This is a genomic window from Streptomyces sp. NPDC006529, assembly GCF_040611795.1.
Lineage (GTDB): Bacteria > Actinomycetota > Actinomycetes > Streptomycetales > Streptomycetaceae > Streptomyces.
This window is the reverse complement of sequence record NZ_JBEXPB010000050.1, coordinates 1-15,366: the sequence shown is the minus strand read 5'-3', so window position 1 is coordinate 15,366 and position 15,366 is coordinate 1. Positions and strand designations below refer to the sequence as shown.

The 15,366-nt window shown below is 76.8% G+C and carries 13 protein-coding genes and 1 pseudogene; 10 read left to right on the top strand and 4 right to left on the bottom strand.

Annotated features, from left to right (window positions below):
- Positions 1-415: 415 nt before the first annotated feature.
- Positions 416-928, bottom strand: coding sequence for a hypothetical protein (locus ABZY31_RS26600; protein WP_356414940.1), 513 nt, complete (start codon positions 926-928; stop codon positions 416-418).
- Positions 929-1,079: 151 nt separating this feature from the next.
- Between ABZY31_RS26600 and ABZY31_RS26595 the strand changes: the two genes are divergently transcribed.
- Positions 1,080-1,424, top strand: a complete 345-nt coding sequence (locus ABZY31_RS26595) for a hypothetical protein (RefSeq protein WP_356414868.1) — start codon at positions 1,080-1,082, stop codon at positions 1,422-1,424.
- Here the strand turns inward: ABZY31_RS26595 and ABZY31_RS26590 are convergent.
- Together ABZY31_RS26590 and ABZY31_RS26585 are read right to left on the bottom strand one after the other, a co-directional pair.
- Complete coding sequence (locus tag ABZY31_RS26590) at positions 1,421-1,987, bottom strand: adenylate kinase (protein ID WP_356414866.1); 567 nt, start codon at positions 1,985-1,987, stop codon at positions 1,421-1,423. The genes ABZY31_RS26595 and ABZY31_RS26590 overlap by 4 nt on opposite strands.
- A gap of 96 nt (positions 1,988-2,083) precedes the next feature.
- Positions 2,084-2,569 (bottom strand): hypothetical protein, encoded by a 486-nt coding sequence (locus tag ABZY31_RS26585; RefSeq protein ID WP_356414863.1) that lies wholly within the window; start codon positions 2,567-2,569, stop codon positions 2,084-2,086.
- Between the two features lie 423 nt (positions 2,570-2,992).
- Here ABZY31_RS26585 and ABZY31_RS26580 point away from each other — a divergent pair, with 423 nt between their 5' ends.
- On the top strand, positions 2,993-3,850 hold the full coding sequence (locus tag ABZY31_RS26580; RefSeq protein WP_356414861.1) for a peptidoglycan-binding protein: 858 nt from the start codon (positions 2,993-2,995) through the stop codon (positions 3,848-3,850).
- Between the two features lie 52 nt (positions 3,851-3,902).
- Positions 3,903-5,021: an ABC transporter substrate-binding protein gene (locus ABZY31_RS26575; protein ID WP_356414858.1), complete on the top strand. Its 1,119-nt coding sequence runs from the start codon at positions 3,903-3,905 to the stop codon at positions 5,019-5,021.
- A 60-nt stretch (positions 5,022-5,081) separates the two neighbouring features.
- Here ABZY31_RS26575 and ABZY31_RS26570 read toward each other — a convergent pair.
- A pseudogene (locus tag ABZY31_RS26570) lies at positions 5,082-5,862 on the bottom strand (SDR family oxidoreductase).
- Between the two features lie 162 nt (positions 5,863-6,024).
- On the opposite strand from ABZY31_RS26570, the gene ABZY31_RS26565 reads away from it, so the two are divergent.
- The 7 genes from ABZY31_RS26565 (at position 6,025) to ABZY31_RS26535 (ending at position 15,058) form a co-directional block, all read left to right on the top strand.
- Positions 6,025-7,374, top strand: a complete 1,350-nt coding sequence (locus ABZY31_RS26565; protein WP_356414856.1) for an ATP-binding protein — start codon at positions 6,025-6,027, stop codon at positions 7,372-7,374.
- Positions 7,371-8,465 carry a tetratricopeptide repeat protein gene (locus ABZY31_RS26560; protein ID WP_356414853.1) on the top strand — a complete coding sequence of 365 codons (1,095 nt, stop codon included), beginning with the start codon at positions 7,371-7,373 and terminating at the stop codon, positions 8,463-8,465. Before ABZY31_RS26565 ends, ABZY31_RS26560 begins: the two co-directional genes overlap by 4 nt.
- A complete protein-coding gene (locus ABZY31_RS26555; RefSeq protein WP_356414850.1) occupies positions 8,462-9,574 on the top strand; it encodes a tetratricopeptide repeat protein in 1,113 nt (370 codons plus the stop codon). Before ABZY31_RS26560 ends, ABZY31_RS26555 begins: the two co-directional genes overlap by 4 nt.
- Positions 9,575-9,744: 170 nt before the next feature.
- On the top strand, positions 9,745-10,215 hold the full coding sequence (locus ABZY31_RS26550; RefSeq protein WP_356414847.1) for a hypothetical protein: 471 nt from the start codon (positions 9,745-9,747) through the stop codon (positions 10,213-10,215).
- A gap of 100 nt (positions 10,216-10,315) precedes the next feature.
- Positions 10,316-12,892: a glycoside hydrolase family 3 C-terminal domain-containing protein gene (locus ABZY31_RS26545; protein WP_356414844.1), complete on the top strand. Its 2,577-nt coding sequence runs from the start codon at positions 10,316-10,318 to the stop codon at positions 12,890-12,892.
- Positions 12,893-12,929: 37 nt separating this feature from the next.
- Positions 12,930-14,069 carry a LacI family DNA-binding transcriptional regulator gene (locus ABZY31_RS26540; protein WP_356414841.1) on the top strand — a complete coding sequence of 380 codons (1,140 nt, stop codon included), beginning with the start codon at positions 12,930-12,932 and terminating at the stop codon, positions 14,067-14,069.
- A 254-nt stretch (positions 14,070-14,323) separates the two neighbouring features.
- On the top strand, positions 14,324-15,058 hold the full coding sequence (locus ABZY31_RS26535; RefSeq protein WP_356414838.1) for a YoaK family protein: 735 nt from the start codon (positions 14,324-14,326) through the stop codon (positions 15,056-15,058).
- Positions 15,059-15,366: the final 308 nt, after the last annotated feature.

Below are 15,366 nucleotides of genomic sequence, written 5' to 3'. Positions count from 1 at the left end.
GCCGGGCCGCGGGACGCCCCCCACCGCCACGCAGATGCCGTAGACCCGCTCGCGGCCCGTCCACCCGTTGTCGTGGCCGCGGTTGTTGCCGATCCGCACCCGTCCGCGCGGTGCGTCCACCGCCGAGACCAGGTGCAGGTACACCCCGCCGCCGACCCGGGCGAGGACGATGTCGCCCACCTCGATCCGCGCCGGATCCACCGGCGCGACGACGACCGGCTGCCGGTCCTGGACGAGCGGGACCATCGAGGTCCCCCGGGGCCGGAACTCCACCGTCTCGCCGCCGCCGACCCGGGCCGCGACCGCGTCCATCATGCTCATCCGACGAGCCTGCACCACCCCGGGCGCGCACGACACCGGATTTCCCGGCGGCGGCGCGACCCCGATGGCGGACGCCCCACCGCCCAGCGGGCGCTCAGCGGCGCGGTTCCACCTCCAGGAAACGGCGTCGGCGCGGGCCCCGGTACAGCAGGCACTCCCAGCCGTGGCTCCGGAGCACCCGGGCGCAGGCCGTCAGCCGCTCCTCTTCCTCCCCGGCGGCCCCACCGCCCGGCGGGCCCACCCAGCTCACCTCGACCCGTTCCGGGTCCCCGGCCGCCCGCACCCGGTAGCCGGTGGCGGCGCGCCCGCCCGCCGCGTCCAGCGCCGACGGCGCGAAACCCGACGCCTCCAGGACGAGCGCCACCGCGCGCGGCATCCGCCGCAGCTCCCAGGGGGCCGGGACGGCCTCCGGGCCCTCGCCGTCCACCGGGTCGGTCGCCCCGGTGCCCGAGGGGCCGCCGGCCACGATCCGGCGCACGGCGAGCAGCCCCTCGTAGGCCGTACGCACCTCCGCGGCCCGGGCCTTCGCCGCCGCCGGCCCGCCCGTGGGCGCCGGTCCGTCGCCCGTCGCGGGCTCGAACCCGCCGCCGTCCGCCACGTCCGCCATGCCGTTCCCGCCCTTCCGGTCCGCGGCGTCCGGATACCGCGCCGCCTGGATGGCGCACCGCCCGAGCGCCGTACCCCATGAGTACCGCACACCCCGGGACCTGAGTACGCCGCCCGATGTCCCGCACGGCTGTCCCTGGTCGAATGAGGCCATGACACCCGACGCCGCTCCCCGTACCCGCCACCCCCGCCTGCGGAACGCCACCACCGCCGGGTCCGCCCTCGCCGTGGCCCTGCTCCCGCTGGTCGTCGGCGTCCTGGTGGCCAAGGGGATGGCCGCCGACCCGCACGCCCCGGTGAACGCCCTGATCACCGGGGGCGGGCCGCGCGCGGGGATCCCGCGCGCCGAATGGCGGCGCCGCGGGCAGCACGCCCGTAGCGCCCTGCGCCGGCTGCGCCCCGCCCCGCGGGCGGCCCGCCTCCCCGCCTCCGGCGCCGCGTCCGCCCGGACGCCCCTCGCGACGATCCGGCCGCTCCGCCGGAGCCGGTCCGTCTAAGGGGTGTCCGGTGGGTCCCCTCCCGCCGCTCCCCGGCGGGCCTCGTCCGATCGCCCCAGCCAGGCCGTCACCGCGTCCTGGTCGCGCAGCCGGACGAGCCGCAGCGGGGCGAAGCGGGGGTCGGCGGCGCGGCGGGCGATCTCGGCGCGCCGGGCGCCGTACTGCGACCAGGCCCACCACGCCGGGTGGTCGGCGCGCAGCCAGCCGCGCCAGCCCTCGACGTTCCCGCCGAAGATCCGTTCGCGCCGCACGGTCCTGCGCAGGGAGCGCCGCACCACCCGCCACATGATCACGCGACGGGGATGGTCCAGCCAGACGACGGTGTCGGCCCGCTCCCACAGCAGGTCCCGCACCGCGGGATAGCCGAGCGAGTCGAAGATCCAGCCGTTCCCCGCCGCAAGGCGGGCCGTATCGCGCACGAAGGAGTCGTTGACGGCCCACCCCGGACCGGTGAAGTGCAGTGCGTCCATCTCGTGGTGCGGCACCCCGAGCCGCCGGCTCAGCTCCGCCGCCAGCGTCGACTTGCCGGCGCCACTGATCCCGACCACCAGAACGCGTCTCATCGGAGCAGCCTACGCACCGGCGGGGCGGAACTCCGGCCGGGCGGCGGTCGATCGGTCGACCGGTCTCCGCGAACCGCCCGGCAGCGCCCGGGGCGTTCAGTCGGCGGACCGGCCCACGCACAGGTCCATGACCGAGGGAGGGACGGTCCCCTCGGCCGCTTCCGCAACCGAGCACAGGTCGTCCATGTCCTGCTGCCCGGGGACGCGGGCGGGCGGCGGGGCCGCGTGCCGGCGCGGATGGGACGGCGCGGGCTTGTGGGGGGACGTGCGCCGGGGCGCCGACGGCTTCCCGGCGCGCTCCGCGGCCCGGCGCGGCGGCGTGGGCCCGGACGCGTCGGGGCCCACGCCCGCATCGGTCCCGGGGGAGTGCCGGACGGTCGGCGCCGGCCCCGTCTCCCCGAACAGCGCACCCGTGGGTTCCCCGGCGCGGGCGGGCGGGGTGATCCCGCCGGAAGGGGGCGCGGGAGTCTCGGCGGTACGGGAGGGAGCCGGTTGCGGGGCCCCTCCCGTACCGCCGGAGACGCATCCGGTGCCGGCGAGGAGGACGGCGAGGGACAGGGGGACGGCCCGGCGCAACTGCATCCCACCACCATGCCGCATGCGGGCCCCGGACGACGGGGTCCGTACCGCTTACGGGTGACGGCGGGACGGTCGGGCCATAGCCCGGCACCCGGCTCACGGTCGGCCACCGCACCACCGCACGGGCGGTGACACCCCTCCGGTTGTCTTCCCTGTGACGGGCCGCCACCAACACACCACTGGTCAGCGGGTCGCGAAGGGGAAAACCGCAGTAGATCTCGGATTCCGGACAACGGGCTTGACCCGGGTGCCTCCCGGGAGAAAGAGTGCGGCCGATCACCCGCCCCCCAGGCACGCGGAGGTCGGCGAGGGAGCCCGGCCGATGTGAACGAAACGTTCCGGCCCCGCCGTCGGGGCCGCGCCGGGTGCGCGCTACGTTGACCCCAGGGGCCGGCCCCTGACCGCTGTCCCTGCCTGGAGACGACCGTGCCCCACCACCCCGACGAGGACGGTTCCGTCGTCGACGACCGGCTGCTCGTACGCCCCTACGTCGCCCCCGGTGGCCGGCCGGGCCGCCGGCCGGCCCCGCGCCGTACGGGCGACCCGCTGTGGCCGCAGCACGACCCGGCCGCCGTCCCCCTCGACCGGGGGACGGCCGGGGACCTGACGCCCGGTGACGGCACGGCGGCCGCCCCCGCCTTCGCCCCCGACCGGGCCCCCGGCATGCGCCCGCTCCCCGGCGCAGCCCTCCCCTACGTCCCGCCCGGGGGCAGCGCACGGTCCGGCACGCCCGGGGCCGCCCGCCGCGAACGCGGTACGCGCAACGCCCTGCTGGCCCTCGGCCTCCTCGCGCTGCTCACCACCGGCACCCTGCTGACCCTGCTCCACTCCCCGCCCGAGGACCCGCCGAGCCCGGTCGGACCGCCCGGGGTGAGCGCCCCGGGACTGCTGGCCCGCAGCCCGGGGGCCGGGGAACCCGCCGCGTCCCCGACCCGGTCCGTGCGTCCTTCCGCGTCCGCCCCGTCGGCCGGCACCGGTTCCGCCGCCCCGGCACCAAGCCGCTCGGCGCACCCCGTCGCCCCGGCCTCCGCGACCCCGACCCCGAACCCGGCCGCGTCCGAATCCGCCGGCGACGGCACCCTGCGGCCCGGCGACTCCGGGGCCGCCGTGCGCGCCCTGCAGGAACGGCTCTTCGGGCAGGGGTTCACGTACGTCTCCGCCACCGGCGTCTACGACAACCGGACCCGGCGCGGAGTCGCCCAGTTCCAGAGGGACCGCGGCCTGACCGGCGACCCCATGGGCGTCTACGGACCCCGGACCCGTGCCGCGCTGGAAGGGCGCTGACCGTGCTCGCCGGTGCCCGGCCGGCACCTCACCCCACGGGAGAAGACCCCACATGACCACGTCACCAGGGACCACCGGAGCGGTACGGGCCGAAGGGGACGGTTCGCCCGTCCGGATCGGCGCCCTCGTTCCGCTCACGCGGCCCGGCTGGACTGCCGCGGGCCGCCACCTGCTCGCGGGACTGGAACTCGCCGTCCGGGAGGTCAACGACGCCGGCGGCATCGCCGGACGGCCGCTCGAACTGGTGGTCCGGGACACCGCCGCCGATCCGCTGCGCGCCGCGGCGGCCGTGGACGAGCTGGTGGACCTGGGCGCGGCCGCCCTGGCCGGCGAGTACCACAGCGTCGTGGCGCGCGCCGTCGCGGCCAGGGCCGACGCCCTCGGCGTGCCGTTCCTCTGCTCCTCGGCGGTCATCGACGCGCTCACCGACGGGCCGACGCGGTGGGTCGCCCGCCTCGCCCCGGTGCAGTCCCGCGGCTGGCGGACGTACGCGGACTTCCTCCTCGGCGCGGGCCACCGCCGCATCGCCGTGGCAGCCGATCCGGGCGCGTACTGGACGTCCGGGAGGCGGATCCTGCGCGAGCACCTGGCGCCGCGCGGCGCCACCGTCATGGAACTCGATGCGCGCGAGCGCACCCCCGCGGCGGTGTGCGACGCACTCGTCGACCACGGCGCGACCGCCCTGCTGCTGCTCGCCGGCCACCCGGAACCGGCCGTACCGCTGGTCCGGGCCGTCCGAGCCGACCGGCGCCTCGCGGACGTGCTGATCGGGGCTCCGGCCGGGCAGCCGGAGTTCGCCGACTGGGCGGAGCTGCTGGGCGGCGCCGGGGCCGCGGTCCCGTTCCTGCGCTACCTGCCCGACCGGCTCGGCCCGACGGGCGCACACGTGGCGTCGGCCCTGCGCGAACGGCTCGGCGAGGCGCCCTCGTTCGTCGCCTTCGAGGGCTACGACACGGTCGCCGTCCTCGCCGGTCTGCTGCGCACCCACGGCGCGGACCGCGCGAGCGTCGCCGCGTCCTGGCCGCACGTCGACGTCGAGGGCACCCGGGGGCGGATCCGCTTCGCGCGCACCGCGGACACCGGCGTGTGGCAGTGGGAGTGGGCGCCCGTCCAGGTAGTCGACCGGGATCCGGCGGACCCGGAGCGCTTCCGGATCCTGCACACGGGCTGAGCGGGCGGGGTGGCCGGGCGGCGGGGAGGTGGACCCACCGGACCCGCCCGGTGCGCCGGGTCAGCGCCCGCCGGAGACGCGCAGCACGGTACCGGTCGTGTACGAGGCGTCGGCGGACAGCAGCCGGGCGACCGCCGCCGCGACCTCCTCGGGCCGCCCCCGCCGCCCGAGCGGGATGCCGGGGCCGGAGCGGGCCGCGCGGTCCGGGTCGCCCATGGCCGCATGCATGTCGGTGTCGATGATGCCGGGCGCCACGGCGTTCACCCGGATCCCGTCCGGCCCGAGTTCCTTGGACAGGCCCACCGTCAGCGCGTCGGTGCCCGCTTTGGAGGCGGCGTAGTGGATGGACGTAGTCCCCGGGCGCCCCGAGGGTGGCGGCTGCCGAGGAGACGTTCACGATCGCCCCGCCGCCCGAGGCCGCCAGATCGCGGGCCGCCCGGCGGCAGCACAGCAGGTAGCCGAGCAGGTTCACGTCCAGCACGCGCCGCAGGTCCGCGGTACGGGCGTCCGCGAGACGGCCGAGGGGGCCCGTCACCCCGGCGTTGTTGACCAGCCCGGTCACCGGGCCCAGTTCGGCCCGCGCGACGTCGAAGAGGCGGTCCACGTCCTCCTCGACGGAGGTGTCCCCGCGTACGGTCACGCACCGCACGCCGGCCGCCCGTACCGCCGCCGCGGTCGCCTCCGCGGCCGCGGCGTCACCGACGTAGCCCAGTGCCACGTGGTGCCCCTCGGCGGCCAGCCGCCGGCAGACCGCCGCGCCGATGCCCCTGCCGCCCCCGGTGACGACGGTGACCGGAGCGGTGCCCGCTGCGGGGGCCGGAGCCGGGACCGTACCTGCCATCTGCTGCCTCCCACGGGACGGTGTGCGCGGGACCCGCCGCCGCGGCCCGGGCGGCCATGATCACCCGTCGAGCGCCGGCGGCACACCGCGGGCCCCGTCAACGGGGCCGCGTCAACGGGGGCCGCGTTTCGTCACGTCGGGTTCACTCCATAGGGTGAAGCCATGTCCGACGAGTCCCACGAGTCCCCCCTGATCCGGAGCCTGCGCGCGGCGGTGGCCGCCGCGCCCGAGGACGTCCCGCTGCGCCTGCACCTCGCCGAGCTGCTGCTCGCGGCGGGCCGCGCCGACGCCGCCGTGGCCGAGGCCGCGGTGGCCCTCCAGCACGCCCCCGGCGACGCCGACGCCCGCGCCCTGATGGCCCGTGCGATGGGCCTGCCCCCGGCCGGACCCGCGGCCGCGCCCGCCGCCCCCGCGAACACCCCCGCACCGGCCCCCGCGCCGACGGAGACCGCCGCTCCGGCCGTGCCCCCCGCCGGACCGGCCCCCGCGCCCCGCTTCGACTGGGCCGCCGCGGAACAGGAACTCGGCGGGGTCGTCGGCCCCCGCTTCGTCGCGGACCCCACCGGCGACGCCCCCGAACGCCCCCTCACCAGCGACGGCCAGGACGACAGCGACGGGGACGACTCGCCCTGGGACATCGACGCGCCCGGGACCGTGCGCCTCGCCGACGTCGGCGGCATGCAGGAGGTCAAGGACCGCCTCGAAGCGGCCTTCCTCGCCCCCATGCGCAACCCGGAACTGCGCAAGCTCTACGGCAAGAGCCTGCGCGGCGGCCTGCTGCTCTACGGTCCGCCCGGCTGCGGCAAGACCTTCATCGCACGTGCCGTCGCGGGTGAACTCGGCGCGAGCTTCATGTCCATCTCGCTCTCCGACATCCTCGACATGTGGATCGGCCGGTCCGAGAAGAACGTCCACGACATCTTCGAGACCGCCCGCCGACAGGCGCCCTGCGTGGTCTTCCTCGACGAACTGGACGCCCTCGGCGCCAAGCGCAGCCGTACCGCCCACAGCGGCCTGCGCAACGTCGTGAACCAGCTGCTCACCGAACTGGACGGGGTCGGCAGCGGCGCCCACGAGGGCGTCTTCGTCCTCGCCGCCACCAACGTCCCCTGGGACGTCGACATCGCGCTGCGCCGCCCCGGACGGCTCGACCGGACGCTGCTCGTCCTGCCGCCCGACGCCGCCGCCCGCGAGGCGATCCTCCGCTACCACCTGCGCGAACGCCCCATCGAAGCCGTCGATCTCGGCAAACTCGCCAAGGCCACCGAGGACTTCTCCGGCGCGGACCTCGCCCACGTCTGCGAGACGGCCGCCGAGACGGCCCTGCTCGACTCCGCCCGCACCGGCACCGTCCGCATGATCGGCATGAAGGACCTGCTCTCCGCCGCGAAGCAGATCCGCCCCTCCAGCGAGCCCTGGTTCGCCTCCGCCCGCAACGTGGCCATGTTCGCCAACGACGGCGGCATGTACGACGACCTGCTCGCCTACCTGAAGAAGAAGCGCAAACTGTGACCGGACAGCGCACCGTGCCACCGCGGCCGGGGCGGGACCCGCTCGCCGAGCAGGGCGTGGCCCTCGTCGAGGCGGGCCGCGCCGACCGGGCCCTGGAGGTGCTCGGGCGCCGCCTGGCCGAGGATCCCGAAGACCTGTTCGCCCGGGTCTGGTTCGCCCGCGCCCACTTCCAGCTCCGGGACTACCAGCAGGCGTACGACGCCACCGCCGAGGTGCTCGTCCGCGACCCCGAGCACTACGACGCCTACTTCGTCCGCTCCTTCTGCCTGCGCCGCGTCGGCCGCTACGCGGACGCCCTGGACATGATGGAACGGGCCGTCCGGATCAACCCGGACAACTGGCTCGCCCGCGCCGGACGCGCCGAGATCCTGATGCTCGTCGAACCCAAGCGCCCCGACGAGGCCTGGGAGGAGGCGCTCGCCGCCGCCCGCCTCGGACCCGAGGAGACCTGGGTCTGCGAAGTGCTGCTCTACGTCGCCACCGAGACGGGACGCGAGGAAGCCGCCGCCAAGGCCCGCGCCACCCTGCTCGGCATGGACCCCTCCAACACCTTCGCCGTGCCCTACCTCGCCCGCCGCGAGGCCGACAAGCCGGGCACCAGCGCCGCGCGGGCCGCCGACACCTTCGCCGCCGCGCTGGCCGCCGTACCCGGCTCGGCCGACCTGCGCTCCGGGCTCGACGCCGCCGTCTACCGGATGCTGCGCGGCACGCGCTGGCTCGCCCTCGCCTGTCTGGCCATCGCCGCGGCCGCCCTGGACGTCTTCCCGACCGAGGGCGAGACGCCCAAGGCGCTGCCGCTGCCGATCGGCATGCGGCTGTGGGCGCTCGTCCTCATGAGCGCGGTCTGGGGTTTCGGCGCCTGGCGCCGCTACCGGCGGATGCGGCTCGGCGCACGGCTGAGCGTGCGCCCGCTGATCGCACGCGAACCCTGGGCCCGCGTCGTCCTGGCGCAGGCGGCCTGGGCCACGCTCGCCGGCGTCCTGCTCGCCGTCGTCCCCTGGACCCAGCGCGGCGTGCCGCAAGTGGTGTTCTGGACCGGACTCGTCCCGGCGCTGGTGACCGTCCTCCATGACCGGAAGAAGATCGCATGACCGCCGAACCGCCCCGCGCGGACCCGGTCGACGACGGCGGCCTCGACCGCGCCGACGCGCTGCACGACCTCGGCCGCTTCGCCCAGGCCGCGGCGCTCGCCGGTGCCCGTCTGGCCCAGCATCCCGACGATGCGCGGGCGTTGATCCTGCTGGCCCGCTGCCGGCGCTCCCTCGGCGACCTGCCCGGCGCGCTGGCATGCGTCGACGACGCCCTGCGCGTCGCCCCCGACGACACCTACGCCTGGCTCGTGCGGGTCGACACCCTCGTCCGACTGGGCCGGTTCGCCGAGGCCGAAGAGGCCGCGCACCGCTGCATCGCCCTCAGCCCGCACTTCTGGGGCGGCCACCACTGCCTCGCCGTCGTCCTGGAGCAGAGCCGTCAGCGCGGCCGCCGCCACGAGGCCTACCTCGCCGCGCGCCGGGCCACCGAACTCGAACCCCAGGCCGCGAGCGCCCACTTCATGGTCGGGCTGCTCGCCCACCGCCTCGGCGACCGCGCCACCGCCCGGCTCGCCTACGAGACCACCCTGCGCCTGGATCCGGAGAACAGCGAGGCCCACAACAACCTGGCCACGCTCGACATGCGGCGCAGCTGGTTCAGCCGGGCCGCCTGGACCCGCGCCGCCGAGGGCTTCGTCGCATCGGCCGCCCTCGACGTGGAGGACCGGCACGCCCGGTTCAACCTGGAGGCCATGGCCTGGGGCATCGCGGCGGGCGGGCGCTGGCCCGCCCTGCTGGGCTTCGTCGTCTCCCTCGTCGGCCGCGCACCGCAGAGCGCCGGTGGCGGGGCCCGGGCCGCCGCCACCGTGACCGGTGCGGTGCTGTTGCTCGCGTTGTGGTCGGGCTGGGCGCTGTGGCAGCGCGGCAAGCTCTCCCCGAGGCTGCGGCGGCCCCTCCTGCTCACCGCGCGCGGCTGCCCGCCGGTCGTCGCGATGGCGGTGGCCGTGGCGGTGATGGCGGCCTACTCGGTGGTCGTCATGGCCCTGCCGTCGCTCGGTGCCGGGGTGGTCGGCGCACTGGCCGTCCCGCTGTTCTGGGGGCTGATCCTGACCTACTGGATCAGCCGCGCGGCACTGAACCGGCGCTCACCGGACCGGCGCGGGCGGTAAAGCCCGAGCCTGCTGGGCGGACGAAGCCGCGGATCCCTGGGGGAGGCGGATCCGGCCATGATCGAGTCGACACGCGCCGATGGGGGTCCGTAGCATCGGAGCCGCGTCAATCGCCGCATGGCGGTGGTTTTCGCTCCACATGGGGGAGTCCGTCACGACGGGAGTCCGATGTGAACACCACACCGACCGACCTGCGCCCTCCGTACGACCCGCGAACGCCGTGCGCGCCGCACGGCCCGGGCGCGCGACGGCTGCGGATGGCCGCCGTCGCCGCCCTGTCGGCGGCCCTGCTGGCGGCCGGAGGGGCGGGTACCTTCGCCTCCGCCGCGGCGACCCCCAAGCCGACCGCCTCCTCGTCGCAGTCGGCCACCGCGGCAGTGACGCTCACGGCGACCCCCGCCACGGTGAAGAGGGGCGAGAAGGTCAGCTTCACGGGCCGCACCAAGGGAGTGCCGGTCGGCACCAAGGTGGTGCTCCAGCACAAGTACGGCGCCAAGTGGACGACGCTGCGGGCGAGTACGGCCGTCAAGCAGGGGAGCAGCTTCGCGTTCGACAACACCTTCCGCGACAAGGGCAAGGAGCAACTGCGGGTGATGGTCGGCGATGCCGTGTCGCCCACCGTGACCGTCACGGTCAACTGAGCGTCGCGCGCTGCGCGTTCGCCGCCATTGACAGTGCCTGCGGAGCCGCGGATGATCTGGGAGAGCGCTCTCCCAGATCATCCGACGTGAAGGGGCCCGCATGCGCGGCGGTGGCGACGACGAGGAACGGCTCGCCGGTAAACCGGATCTGCATCGGCAGGTCCGGCTGCTGACCGGCGCGGACACCTGGCGGACCGCCGCCGAACCGGAATTCGGGCTGCGGCAGATGGTCTTCTCGGACGGGCCGGCCGGGGTGCGCGGACCCGGTTGGGAGGAGCGCGACACCTCGGCCCTGCTGCCCTCGGCCACCGCGCTCGCCGCCCTCTGGGACGAGGACCGGGTACGCCGCCTCGGCGCGCTCCTCGGTGACGAGGCCCGGAGCAAGGGCGTGGACGTCCTGCTCGCGCCCACCCTCAACCTGCACCGCAGCCCCCTCGCCGGACGGCACTTCGAGTGCTTCTCCGAAGACCCCCTGCTCGCCGGGCGCACGGGCGCGGCGCTGATCCGGGGCATCCAGTCCCGGGGGGTCGCGGCGACCGCGAAGCACTACGTGGCCAACGACTCGGAGACCGACCGGCTGACCCTGGACGCCCGGATCGGCGAACGGGTGCTGCGCGAGCTGTACCTCGCCCCCTTCGAAGCGGCCGTGCGGGCCGGGGTCTGGCTGGTGATGTCGGCGTACAACGGGGTCAACGGCGCCACCATGAGCGAGAGTTCGCTCCTCGCCGACCCGCTCAAGGGGGAGTGGGGCTTCGACGGGGTCGTGGTCTCCGACTGGGGCGCGGTCCGCTCCACGGCTGCCGCCGGATCGGCGGCCCAGGACCTCGCGATGCCGGGGCCCCGCGGGCCGTGGGGCGAGGAACTGGTCCGGGCCGTCCGCTCGGGCCTGGTCCCGCGGGAAGCCGTGGCGGACAAGACCCGCCGCCTGCTCCGCCTGGCGACGCGCGTGGGCGCGGTGGGCGGTCCCGGCGGGGAGGGGGAACGCGACCCGGGGGCGCCCGGGTCCGGCCCTTGCGCGGCGGTGGCGACAGCGGGCGCGCGCGCCGGGGTCGCCGGAGTCGCGGGGGGAACTGCCGGCGTCCCGAGGTGCGCCGAGGCCCAGGTCCCCGCTCCCGGCGCGTCCGGCGGGGCCGAGGCGGATGCCGTGGCGGCGGTGTTGCGGGATGCCGTGGCGGCCAGTGCCGTGCTGCTGGAGAACCTGGGGGTGCTGCCGTTCGACGCGGGGCGGCTGCGGAGCGTGGCGGTCATCGGGGTGCACGCCGCGGCGCCCCGGGCGCAGGGCGGCGGCAGCGCCGAGGTGTTCCCGCACCGCGTGGTGAGCCCGCTGGACGGGATCAGGGAGGCGCTGCCCCCGCACGTGCGGGTCCTGCACGCGCCGGGCCCGGTCCTGCGGGGAGCCGGTCCGGTGCCCGTGGGGCGGGGGCTCGCACGCGATCCGGAGACGGGCGAGCCGGGAGTGCGGTTGCGCGTCCTCGATGCCCGGGGAGCCGTCCTGTACTCGGTGTGCCGGCCCTTCGGCCGGGTGCTGGAGCCCGAACTGCCTCCCGGAGCCGACACGATCGAGCTGGCCGTCGTACTCCGTCCCTCCGTGAGCGGCGACTGGGCGCTCGGCCTGGGCGGCTTCGGGAGGATGCGGCTGACCGTGGACGGCGGGACCCTGCTCGACGGGGTGTTCCCGCCCGAGACGGACGATCCGGCCGTCGTGCACGTGCGGCCCCCGCTGCGCACCGCCCGGGTCCACCTCACCCGGGGCCGGGAGGTGCGCGTGTGCGCCCGTCGGCACCTCGCGCCCGGCACGGGACGGGCCACGGTACTGGCCGCCGCACCGCCCGCGCCTGACCCGGCCGCCGCGCTCGCCGAAGCGGAGGCGGCGGCCCGGACGGCGGACGCGGTCGTCGTGGTCGTCGGCACCACCGACGACACCGAGTGCGAGGGCCGCGACCGCGAGAGCCTGCGACTTCCCTCCCCGCAGGACGAGTTGGTGCGGACGGTGCTGCGCGCCAACCCGCGCACGGCGGTCGTGGTCAACGCGGGCGGCCCCGTCGAGCTGCCCTGGCGCGCGGAGGCCGGCGCCGTCCTGCTGACCTGGTTCCCCGGCCAGGAGGCGGGCGGCGGGATCGCCGACGTCCTCTTCGGCCACCGCGAACCCGGTGGGCGCCTCCCGACCACCTGGCCGGCCGCCCTCGCCGACGCCCCCGTCCGGGACACCCGCCCCGGCCCCGATGGCCGACTGGCGTACGCCGAGGGCCTGCACATCGGCCACCGCGCGTGGCTGCGCACCGGCCGCAGTCCCGCCTACTGGTTCGGCCACGGACTCGGCTACACGGACTGGGAATTCGAGTGCTTGAGCAGACTGCCCGCCCAAGGGGCTCCGGACGAGGTGGGGTTCACGGTTGTCGTGCGCAACACCGGTGCCCGGCGCGGCCGTCAGGTGGTCCAGCTGTACCTGTCCCGTCCGGACTCGGCGGTGGAACGGCCCGTGCGCTGGCTCGCGGGCTGGACTGCGGTCGAGGCGGAGCCGGGGGAGCGGGTGGCGGCGGTGGTACGGATCCCCGCGCGGGCCCTCCAGTACTGGTCCCCGGCGGCCGGTACCTGGGTGACGGAACCCGGCGGGTACGAGGTGTTCGCCGGGCCGACGGCGGGAGACCTCCCGCTCCGGACGCGGCTGGAGGTGTAGCGCGCCCGGCTGCGGGACCGGGGGATACAGTGCCGCCATGGACACGGGGCGGCACACGGGCGGGAGCGGCGGCACGGGATCCGGGGCGGGCGCGGCGCCGACCCTGGAGGACGTCGCCCGGGCCGCCGGGGTGTCCCGCGCCACGGTGTCCCGCGTGGTCAACGGCATCCGCAACGTGGACCCCGCGATCCGCCGGGCCGTCGAGCGCGCGGTGGACGCCACGGGGTACGTGCCGAACCGGGCCGCCCGCTCGCTGGTGACCCGGCGGGCCGGCGCGGTCGCGCTGGTGGTGTCGGGGGCGGGCACGGACGCGCCGGACGACTTCGCCGCGCGGGTCTTCCAGGACCCGTTCTTCGGCCGGGTGGTCAGCGGGGTGGTGCGCGCGCTGCGACCGCGCGGGGTGCATCCGGTACTGATGTGTGCGGAAACCGGTGCCGACCGGGCGCAGTTGGTCGCTTACCTCGCCCAAGGCGGCGCGGACGGCGCGCTGTTGGTCTCCACCCATCCGCGCGACCCGCTGCCGGGCCTGCTGGCGGGGGCCGGACTGCCGGCGGTCCTCTTCGCCCGGCCGGAGCCGGATGTGCCCCTGCCCTCGGTGGACCTGCGGCACCGGGACGGCGGCGCGCTCGCCGCTCGGCACCTGATCGCGGGCGGTCACCGCCGCATCGCCGTCGTCTCGGGCCCCTCCGACGTACCCGCGAGCCGGGAACGGGTGGCGGGCTGCGCGGACGCCCTCCGCGAGGCGGGACGGCGGTCGATCGCCGTCGCCGAGGCCGACTTCACGGTCGAGGGGGGCGAGCGCGCGATGCTGCGGCTGCTCGCCGAACACCCCGACCTGGACGCCGTGTTCGCGGCCAACGACCTGATGGCCCAGGGGGCGTGCCTGGTGCTGCGGGAGCACGGCCGCCGGATCCCGGACGACGTGGCGGTCGTCGGCTTCGACGACTCCAGCGCCGCCACCGCCTGCCGCCCCCGGCTGACGACCGTACGCCAGCCGGTGGAGGACATGGCGGCCGAGATGGTCCGGCTGCTGCTCGACGAATCCCCGGCGCCGGGTGGTCCGGGGGGCCCGCCCGGACCACCCGGAGCGCCCGGGCTCGCGGTGGATGCCGCCGTGCCGGTGGGGTGCGCGCCGGTGCTGTTCGCGCCGCGGCTGGTCGTCCGCGATTCCGCCTGACCCGGCCGGGTCGCTGGACCCGTCCCGGGAAGCCGGTGGATACGATTCCGGCAGGCCGTTGCGGCACAGGTCCGGCTTTCCACCGTGACCCCGGCCCGCCGCGCCGGGGCGCATCGGCGCTGACCCCGAGGGAGCGTGCGCATGGAGTCCGGTCCGTCCTCATGCGCACGGCCGGCCCCCCGCGGGGCCGCCCGGCACGAGGCGCGCCCGCCGCGCCGCGCCCAGGGGGACCGTACGGGCCGGGAGCGCCGCGGATGAGCGCGCCCGGCCGCGGAGTGCTGCGCGTGCTGACTTGGCTCGGCGGGTTGCTCTTCCCGGCGCGCGCCGGGGAGGCCGGGTCGGCGGCGGGAAACCCGCACGGGGTGCTGCCGCCGCTGCTGATCGCGCTGACCTTCGTCAGCGGCCTGGTCGACGCGGTCAGCTTCCTGGGCCTCGACCACGTCTTCGTCGCCAACATGACGGGGAACGTCGTCTTCCTCGGCTTCGCCCTCGCCGGTGACCGCGAACTGTCCGCCGGAGCCTCGGCGGTGGCCCTGGGCGCCTTCGTGGTCGGCGCGCTGGCGGCCGGGAGGCTGGGCCGCACCCGGGAACCGGCGGCCCTCGCCGGTCCGCTGGTGGCCGTGCAGGCCGCGCTGGTGGGCGCCGCGTTCGCCACCCGGCAGGGCGGCGGCGGGCAGCTCGCGCTCGTCGTGCTGCTGGCGCTCGGCATGGGCCTGCAGAACGGCGTCGTGCACCGCCTCGCCGTGCCCGACCTGACCACCACGGTCGTCACCCGCGCGCTGACCGGGCTCGCCGCGGACCGCTGGGGCCCGGCCTCGGCGCGCCGCCTGATCACCGTACTGACCCTGCTCGCCGGGGCCCTGACGGGCGGCGCGCTCACCCTCGACCGCGACCCGCGCGGCGCCCTGGCCCTGGCGACCGCCCTCCTGCTCGCCGTGGCCCTGACCGCCACCCTGGCCAGCCGAACGGCCGCCCGCCCCACGGGATGAGGGGCGGGCCCCTGTCCGTCAGGGACGCGGGGAGACTGGAACGCGCAAACGCCGCGTCTCGACACCTGCCCTGCCCGCGACGCACCACCGGGAGCCGGAATGAGCCGCACCACCCCGCCGCGACCGCTCGACATCACCGCGGTCTTCGCCGAACTGGCGCCGCTGGCACGCCCGGCGATCCGGTTGCACCCCCGCTCCGGGTCTCCGGCACCACAGGACAGCTCCGTCGGGGGGGGCCCGGGGGGGGCCCCCCCCCCGACCCCCAGGCCCCACCGCGCCGGGGGCCCGCACACGGGGGGCGCCGGCGC